Here is a 6,561-nt window from a genome sequence, read left to right on the forward strand (position 1 = left end):
GGGCAAAAACTTATGCTACAGGGATTCTTAGTCGCGCTCGTCGCAACCTTGATCTACATGGAAAGCCGCATCGGCGGTCAGCACATGCTCGACCGGCCAATTCTCATCGGCCCGATCGTCGGCCTGATCATGGGGGATTTCACCATGGGTTTAATCATCGGCGGTAATCTGGAACTGGTCTGGATGGGCTTAGTCGGTATCGGAACGTCCACGCCACCGGATGTCGTCGTCGGCAGTGCGCTGGCCACTGCGCTGGCAATCAAAACCGGCGCTTCCTACGAAACTACGCTGGCCCTGGCGATTCCAATCGCGCTGCTGGCTCAGGTTGGTTCCATCGGCGTCTGCATCCTCAACACCACCTTCGCCCACCGCGCTGACAAATGCGCTGATAAGGGCGACTGGAAGGGCGTTGAAATGTCCAACTGGATGGGCAGCGCGCTGTACTTCGTCTTCAAATTCACGATGATTTTCTTAGGCTTCTTAATCGGCGGCGACGTCATCACGGCGATCGTCAACAACATTCCGGCCGTTATCCAGTCCGGTTTGGCTCAGTCCGGCAACCTGCTTCCGGCGTTAGGAATCGCGATGTTGATTCAGCTGACATTCGACAAGAAGTTCGCGGCGTTCTTATTCCTGGGCTTCGCTTTAGTCGCTTTCTTCAACGTCAGCACGATTGCCGCAGCGGTGATCGGCGTAATCTGCGCCTATGTTTACTATCAGTTCGCTCCGAGCGGCAAGTCCGGCTCCATGAGCGCCAGCGATGAAAGTGAGGAACTGTAAGATGACGATCGGCATGAAGAAATTAAGCTCGAAAACCTTAAAGAAAGTTTATAATCGTCACTATCAATTATTGGGATGCTTCAACTATGAACGTCAGATGTCGACAGGCTACGCCTGGACGATGATGCCTGCCATCCGCGAGCTGTACGGCGAGGATGAAGCGAAGATGAAGGCCGGCGTCAAACGCCATCTGGAATTCTTCAACTGTGCGACCACACCGAGTCCATTTATCATCGGGATCACCTGCGCGATGGAGGAACAGTGCGCCAGCGCACCGGACGGCGAATTTGACGTCGCTTCGATCAACTCCGTTAAGGCAGCTTTGATGGGACCGTTAGCCGGCATCGGTGACAGCTTCTTCTGGGGCACCTTCCGCGTCATCGGCGTCGGCGTCGGCGCGCCGTTAGCGGTCGCCGGCAACATCTTAGGCCCGATCCTGTATTTCCTGATCAACTTTATTCCATCGGAAATCGTCCGCCGCGTCGGCTTCAAAATCGGTTATGAAGGCGGCAGCGAATTCCTGACCCGGATTTCCGAAGACGGCACGCTGAACAAGCTGACGGAAGCCGCCCGCATCATGGGCCTGGTCGTTATTGGCGCAATGATGGCTTCAATGGTCAACGTCAATCTGGTTACAGTCCTCAACATTAACGGCGCGCAGGTTGTCCTGCAGGAGATCTTTGACGCAATCTGCCCGAAGATTCTGCCGCTGGGTCTGACCTTCGCGTGCTACTGGGGCTTACAGAAACGTTATTCCGGTACGGTCATCATGATCGCCCTGCTGGTTCTGGGTGTTCTGGCTGTCGCTTTGGGTCTGTTGTAATCGAATGAAACAGGGGTGAAACGGGATGAAAAAACAAGAAGTTCTGGAAAGCCTGAAAGACGGCTTAATCGTTTCCTGCCAGGCGGTGCCGGAGGAACCTCATTATATGGAAGGCATTACCGTCAAGTTCGCGGAGTGCGCGGCCTGGGCAGGAGCGAAGGGAATTCGCGCGAATTCCCCGGAGGATATCCGGGCGATCAAGGCGCAGGTCGATCTGCCGGTCATCGGGATCTGGAAAATCAACCGCAATGTGAAAGATGTCTATTTGACGCCGAATCTGGAAGCGGCCAAAGCGGTATGGGAAGCCGGCGCGGAGATCATCGCTGTGCAGGCGACACATCACTACCGCGACGATGGCAAGCTGGCGTATGAAACGATCCGGGAAATCAAGGAAAACATTCCGGAAGCGCTGATCTTCGCCGATGTCAGCACTGCGGAGGACGCGCGGATCGCCGCGGAAATGGGGGCGGATTTCGTCGCCCCAACCTTAGCCGGGTATACGAAAGCCGGCGCCTTCGACAAGCTGGAAATCAAGGACGCTCCGGATTATATCCTGCTTCGGGATATCGTCGACGCCGTTAAAGGCACCGGCGCCCGCGTCATCATGGAGGGCAAGGTCGCCACACCGGAGATCGCGGTTCAATGCCTGTATATGGGCGCTTACGCCGTCGTTGTCGGCAACGCGATCACGCGTCCACACATCACGGCCAAACGGTTTGCCCGGGCGCTGAACCGGTTCCATGACTAATCCGATCCTCTGGATCACGCTGCTGTGTTTGTTCGGCAGCGTGATCTATAAAAAATGGGTGAGCGAGAAAGCGCTGCGGAAGCTGTATACATTCAAAATGAAACAGGATACGGACAGCTTTCTCAAACTGCTCGATTCCCCTTACTGCCGATTTAATTTTTCCAAGGTGTCGTTGTTGATGATGAAGCTGAACTATTTCATTGATCTGCAGGATCATGATCAGGTTCGCGCGACCTACGCGCAGTTCGCTTCGCTGAAGATGAATGCGGATGAAAAGATCGCGCTTGATTCCCGGATGTTCGGCTACGCCCTGCAATTTCGCGACCGCGCGCTGGCCGAGACCTGCCGCGATCAGCTGATGCCTTTGTTAATCGGGAAAAAGGGGCAGAAAGCGGAACTGATCCGCGGGGAAGTGGAACAGCTTGACCGCATTTACATCCAGAAAGACACCACGTTAATCCAGGAGCTGACCGAGGCGCTGCCGGAATGTGAAAACGACGAAATCAAGTCGCTGATCGCTTTCCGTCTGGCTAAACTTTACCATTATGAGGACCAGCCGGAACAGGTAGAGATTTACCTGAACCAGGCAATGCGGTATACTAATAATGATAAGAATAGAAAATCGCTGATGGCGATGATCAGCGATCCCTCGGAGCTGGATTAAATGAATAAATATGAACAAATAATTAATTACTACCGTCAACAGATCGTCGATAAAGTGCTCAAGCCGGGCGATCAACTACCTAACGAAATTGAAATTGCGCAGGCGTTTAAGGTTTCGCGCATGACCGCGAACAAGGCCCTGAACATTCTGGCCCAGGAAGGCTGTATCCGCCGGGTCAAAGGACAAGGGAGCTTTGTCGACAACCAACAGATCGTCAAGGCGATCGGCAACCTGACGAGTTTTACCGACGACATCACGAAGATGGGGCAGAAGCCGGGCGCGATTCTGATCGAATATCGGATCGAGCGGGCGGATAAACTGCCGAAGCTGATGGAAAAAATGAAGCTGAGTCCGGACGATGCGATTCATTATATCGTGCGCATCCGCACGGCGGATGAAACGCCGATCGCGATCAGCTATACCTATCTGTCGCAGAAATACATGTCGAGCGTGGATCTGCGGAAGATCGAAGGCTCGGTCTATCAGATCATGCAGGAAAACGGGGCGCAGTTTAAGTACAGTGATGGCGAGATGACGGCGATGATGCCGACGGAAGAAGAAAAGCGGTTGTTGAAAATCAAGGATGTGGCGTTATTGCGTAACATCACCTGGATGTACGACCAGGACGACGATCTGATCGAATACACGGAGATGCTGTATATCGGCTCCCGTTATAACTATTACTACCGGACAGTCAATCAATAAGGAGGCTAATTCATGACGGAAAAAAACTGGGATATGTACCAGTATATCCTGGAATCCAAGCCGGCGGTGCGCAACATCGTCGAGCACCAGGATGAAATATTCAAAGAAGCGCTGGATTACTGCGCAGACGGCACGATCGAACAGATCTATGTCGTCGGATCAGGCACATCCTATCACGGCGCGCTGGCTTGTAAAAAGCTGCTTGAGGATGTGCTGAAGGTTAAGGTCTTTGCCAGCTATCCGATGCAGTTTAAGGACAATGAACTGATTCTGAACCCGCATACGCTGGTCATCGGAATTTCCCAGGCCGGCCGCAGTTCTTCCACGATCGCGGCGCTGGATAAAGCGCGGAAACTGGGCTTAAAGACGATTGTTGTTACCGGCGAGGCCGGCAAACCGGTCAGCGATCATGCGGACGTCACGATATTGCTGGCGATCGGCATGGAATATGCCGGCCCGAAGACCAAGGGGTATATCGGCACGATGGCGACGATTATGCTTCTGGGCATGAAGCTGGCGGTGCGTTTAGGCCGGATTTCAGAAGAAGAGAAAACGCGGTTAACGGAACAGATGGTGAAAACCTGCGACAACATTCCGGAGATTGCGGAACAGGCGAGCCAGTGGTATCTGCGCAATAAGGAAGATCTGCTTCCTTGCCGCCGGATGATTCTGGTCGGCTATGAAAGCTGTATTTCGGCCATGATGGAAGGCACGCTGAAAATTCTGGAAGCCGTGCGTTACAGCGTCGTCGGTTACGAACAGGAAGAATTCATGCACGGCGTGTATCATTCGATTCACGAAGACACGACGATGGTTTATCTGGCTTGCCCGGGGCAGTATTTTGAACGCTGTCTGCGGATGCGCGATTACTTCGCCCGCGAGCGGCATAACCTGAACTATGTGATCACTTCGGATGCTTCCCAAGCTGAGGATCCGCACAACTTCGTTTATCCGTTTGTCAACGATCCGTATTTCGCAACGATGGAGTATATTGTGCCGCTGCAGGTGCTGGCGAGAAAATTATCGCTGGATCTGGGCATAGACTGCAACGTTGCCAGCGATCCGGATTTCCACAAAAAGATGGGCAGCTATACTTACTAGATCGTTTTCCTCCCTTTCCTCGAATCCAGGAAGTGAAATGCTGCGTCTGCCAAAGGATCATTTTCGGCAGAAAGTTCTATTAGAAAGCGTTGTCCTTGGTGGCAGCGCTTTTCATATAGAATGAGCAGGTTCCGATTCATTTTATTTCCGGTTTTGCAGTTAAACCATCGCTGATTGTCTGGCTTCAATATACAGATCAATATCTTCAACAATATACTTTTCTCCGGTTGTATGCAAAGCTTCAAAACAAGAATAGATGTAATCCCATACACGGTATTTTGTGAACAATTCAGAAACCTGTCTGCCGGTTAAGCCTTTTGCGGATTTATACCTTTCGATACAATAGATTAAAAAATTACCTTCCTTACTCATCTTCATGCCTCCTCCGGGAATGTGAATGTGCCTGTCTTTTTTTCTTCATCGAACATATTGAACAAAGTCAGCGCACTCAAATGCCACAACTTCGTATCTTCCTGCTCCAGAAAAGAATATACCTGAGAGTCATAAAATTCTTTAGAGGCAGTAACTTCATCAAACGGGTAATTCTCAGTGATCAGGTGGACTACCTGCGGAACAAGAAGTATGAGCATCGCTTCAAATTTCTGCTTTTCCATTAAAATTCCTCCTCCGGCACCGTGCCAATAAACTTTAAGTAGCTTAACGCTTTTCCTGAGGTGAGCACTAACTGATTATACAGCTTTTTGATTTTAAGAGCCTCCAAGGTCTGTTCCTTAGTCAATGCTCCAGCGGTATAAAGGGTAAATGTGGTGTAAACATTATCGTTAGCAACAGGTCCCAGGATAAAGTCAGATGTTTCTCCCGCATAGTTGCCTGATCTGTTATCTGATACGAAAAAAAATAGTATATCCTAATTTCAGAAACCCTTAATAAAACACTAAGATCAACTGAATATCCCACACATGATTTGTTCTTAATATCAATAGTTTATGCTCATCTAATCCTAGGTCGAGTAGGAAACTTTATTCCTACTTCTATAATCCGAAAAAGCAGGCGATCTCTCAGCCTGCTTATCCTGAAACTATCTTTGCCAGCTTATCCCATCGGGAAGAAACCGACCGCCGTTAATAAAATGCCTAAGCCCAACAAAAGGAATAACAGCTTGTTGACGCTGACTCCTTTCTGGATGTAATGATAAACAACGACAGATAAGACCAACGGCAGTAAATTCGGCATGATGCTGTTGAGAACATCCGCCAGAATAAACGAACCGCCGCCCATGTTCAGCTGCAGGGAGACCGGCACCGCGACAATCGTCGGAACCAGTCCGCCGATGACGACCAGACCCAGAATCTTTGCGGCCTCCGTCACTTTTTCCAGAGTGCCGTCAGCCTGGATTTTCGCCAGGAATTCCCGGCCACCCTGATACCCCAGCTTAAAGCCATAGACACGGGTCAAGGTTGACGGCAGTAAATTCAACAACAGATACAGCACGACCCCGAGCAGATTGCCGGCCGCAGCCAGCGGAGCGCCGATCCCGCAGGCGATTACCCGGAACGTTCCCCAGAAGAAGCTGTCGCCGATCCCGGCCAGCGGTCCCATCAAAGCGATCTTGACGGAACTGATCGACTGTGGATCAAACGTACCTTCCGGTGCGTTGGCGTATTCCTCTTCCATCGCGCAGGTGATGCCCAGACAAAACGGTACGAAAGCGCAGGTCGTATTGAACATGACGTTGTGACGGATCAGGGCTTCTAGATCGGAAGAGCACACGTCTGAACT

The 6,561-nt window shown here is 51.2% G+C and carries 10 protein-coding genes; 6 read left to right on the forward strand and 4 right to left on the reverse strand.

Annotation, left to right across the window (positions count from 1 at the left end; translation table 11 throughout):
• Positions 1–12 precede the first annotated feature (12 nt).
• From AC5OW4_RS06880 to AC5OW4_RS06905, 6 genes are read left to right on the forward strand one after another with little or no spacing between them, the layout of a single operon-like run.
• Complete coding sequence (locus AC5OW4_RS06880; RefSeq protein ID WP_006057918.1) at positions 13–780, forward strand: PTS mannose/fructose/sorbose/N-acetylgalactosamine transporter subunit IIC; 768 nt, start codon at positions 13–15, stop codon at positions 778–780.
• On the forward strand, positions 761–1,603 hold the full coding sequence (locus AC5OW4_RS06885) for a PTS system mannose/fructose/sorbose family transporter subunit IID (RefSeq protein WP_083538638.1): 843 nt from the start codon (positions 761–763) through the stop codon (positions 1,601–1,603). Before AC5OW4_RS06880 ends, AC5OW4_RS06885 begins: the two co-directional genes overlap by 20 nt.
• A 25-nt stretch (positions 1,604–1,628) precedes the next feature.
• Complete coding sequence (locus AC5OW4_RS06890; protein ID WP_006057916.1) at positions 1,629–2,351, forward strand: N-acetylmannosamine-6-phosphate 2-epimerase; 723 nt, start codon at positions 1,629–1,631, stop codon at positions 2,349–2,351.
• On the forward strand, positions 2,344–3,015 hold the full coding sequence (locus tag AC5OW4_RS06895) for a hypothetical protein (protein ID WP_195548139.1): 672 nt from the start codon (positions 2,344–2,346) through the stop codon (positions 3,013–3,015). The genes AC5OW4_RS06890 and AC5OW4_RS06895 overlap by 8 nt, the downstream gene beginning before the upstream one ends.
• Positions 3,016–3,720: a GntR family transcriptional regulator gene (locus AC5OW4_RS06900; RefSeq protein ID WP_072685451.1), complete on the forward strand. Its 705-nt coding sequence runs from the start codon at positions 3,016–3,018 to the stop codon at positions 3,718–3,720.
• A gap of 12 nt (positions 3,721–3,732) precedes the next feature.
• Positions 3,733–4,821: an SIS domain-containing protein gene (locus AC5OW4_RS06905; RefSeq protein ID WP_308560100.1), complete on the forward strand. Its 1,089-nt coding sequence runs from the start codon at positions 3,733–3,735 to the stop codon at positions 4,819–4,821.
• A 159-nt stretch (positions 4,822–4,980) separates the two neighbouring features.
• Here the strand turns inward: AC5OW4_RS06905 and AC5OW4_RS06910 are convergent, their stop codons facing one another.
• The 4 genes from AC5OW4_RS06910 to AC5OW4_RS06925 all read right to left on the reverse strand — a co-directional run.
• The gene (locus AC5OW4_RS06910) at positions 4,981–5,193 is read right to left on the reverse strand and encodes a DUF3791 domain-containing protein (protein ID WP_039863790.1); all 213 of its coding nucleotides are present in this window, start codon (positions 5,191–5,193) and stop codon (positions 4,981–4,983) included.
• Between the two features lie 2 nt (positions 5,194–5,195).
• Entirely contained in the window at positions 5,196–5,435 is a 240-nt protein-coding gene (locus AC5OW4_RS06915) for a hypothetical protein (protein WP_006057910.1), read from the reverse strand.
• On the reverse strand, positions 5,435–5,686 hold the full coding sequence (locus AC5OW4_RS06920; protein ID WP_295768561.1) for a DUF3990 domain-containing protein: 252 nt from the start codon (positions 5,684–5,686) through the stop codon (positions 5,435–5,437). The genes AC5OW4_RS06915 and AC5OW4_RS06920 overlap by 1 nt, the downstream gene beginning before the upstream one ends.
• Positions 5,687–5,874: 188 nt before the next feature.
• The coding region (locus tag AC5OW4_RS06925) for a PTS system mannose/fructose/sorbose family transporter subunit IID (RefSeq protein ID WP_493676816.1) at positions 5,875–6,561 on the reverse strand (687 nt) is incomplete at its 5' end.

This window comes from Holdemania sp. (assembly GCF_986127675.1).

Bases quoted from the DNA above. Each gene is read 5' to 3' on its own strand.
- AC5OW4_RS06915 (WP_006057910.1), bottom strand. From the start codon at position 5,435: ATGGAAAAGCAGAAATTTGAAGCGATGCTCATACTTCTTGTTCCGCAG.
- AC5OW4_RS06885 (WP_083538638.1), top strand. From the start codon at position 761: ATGAAAGTGAGGAACTGTAAGATGACGATCGGCATGAAGAAATTAAGC.
- AC5OW4_RS06895 (WP_195548139.1), top strand. From the start codon at position 2,344: ATGACTAATCCGATCCTCTGGATCACGCTGCTGTGTTTGTTCGGCAGC.
- AC5OW4_RS06890 (WP_006057916.1), top strand. From the start codon at position 1,629: ATGAAAAAACAAGAAGTTCTGGAAAGCCTGAAAGACGGCTTAATCGTT.
- AC5OW4_RS06905 (WP_308560100.1), top strand. From the start codon at position 3,733: ATGACGGAAAAAAACTGGGATATGTACCAGTATATCCTGGAATCCAAG.
- AC5OW4_RS06900 (WP_072685451.1), top strand. From the start codon at position 3,016: ATGAATAAATATGAACAAATAATTAATTACTACCGTCAACAGATCGTC.
- AC5OW4_RS06880 (WP_006057918.1), top strand. From the start codon at position 13: ATGCTACAGGGATTCTTAGTCGCGCTCGTCGCAACCTTGATCTACATG.
- AC5OW4_RS06910 (WP_039863790.1), bottom strand. From the start codon at position 5,193: ATGAGTAAGGAAGGTAATTTTTTAATCTATTGTATCGAAAGGTATAAA.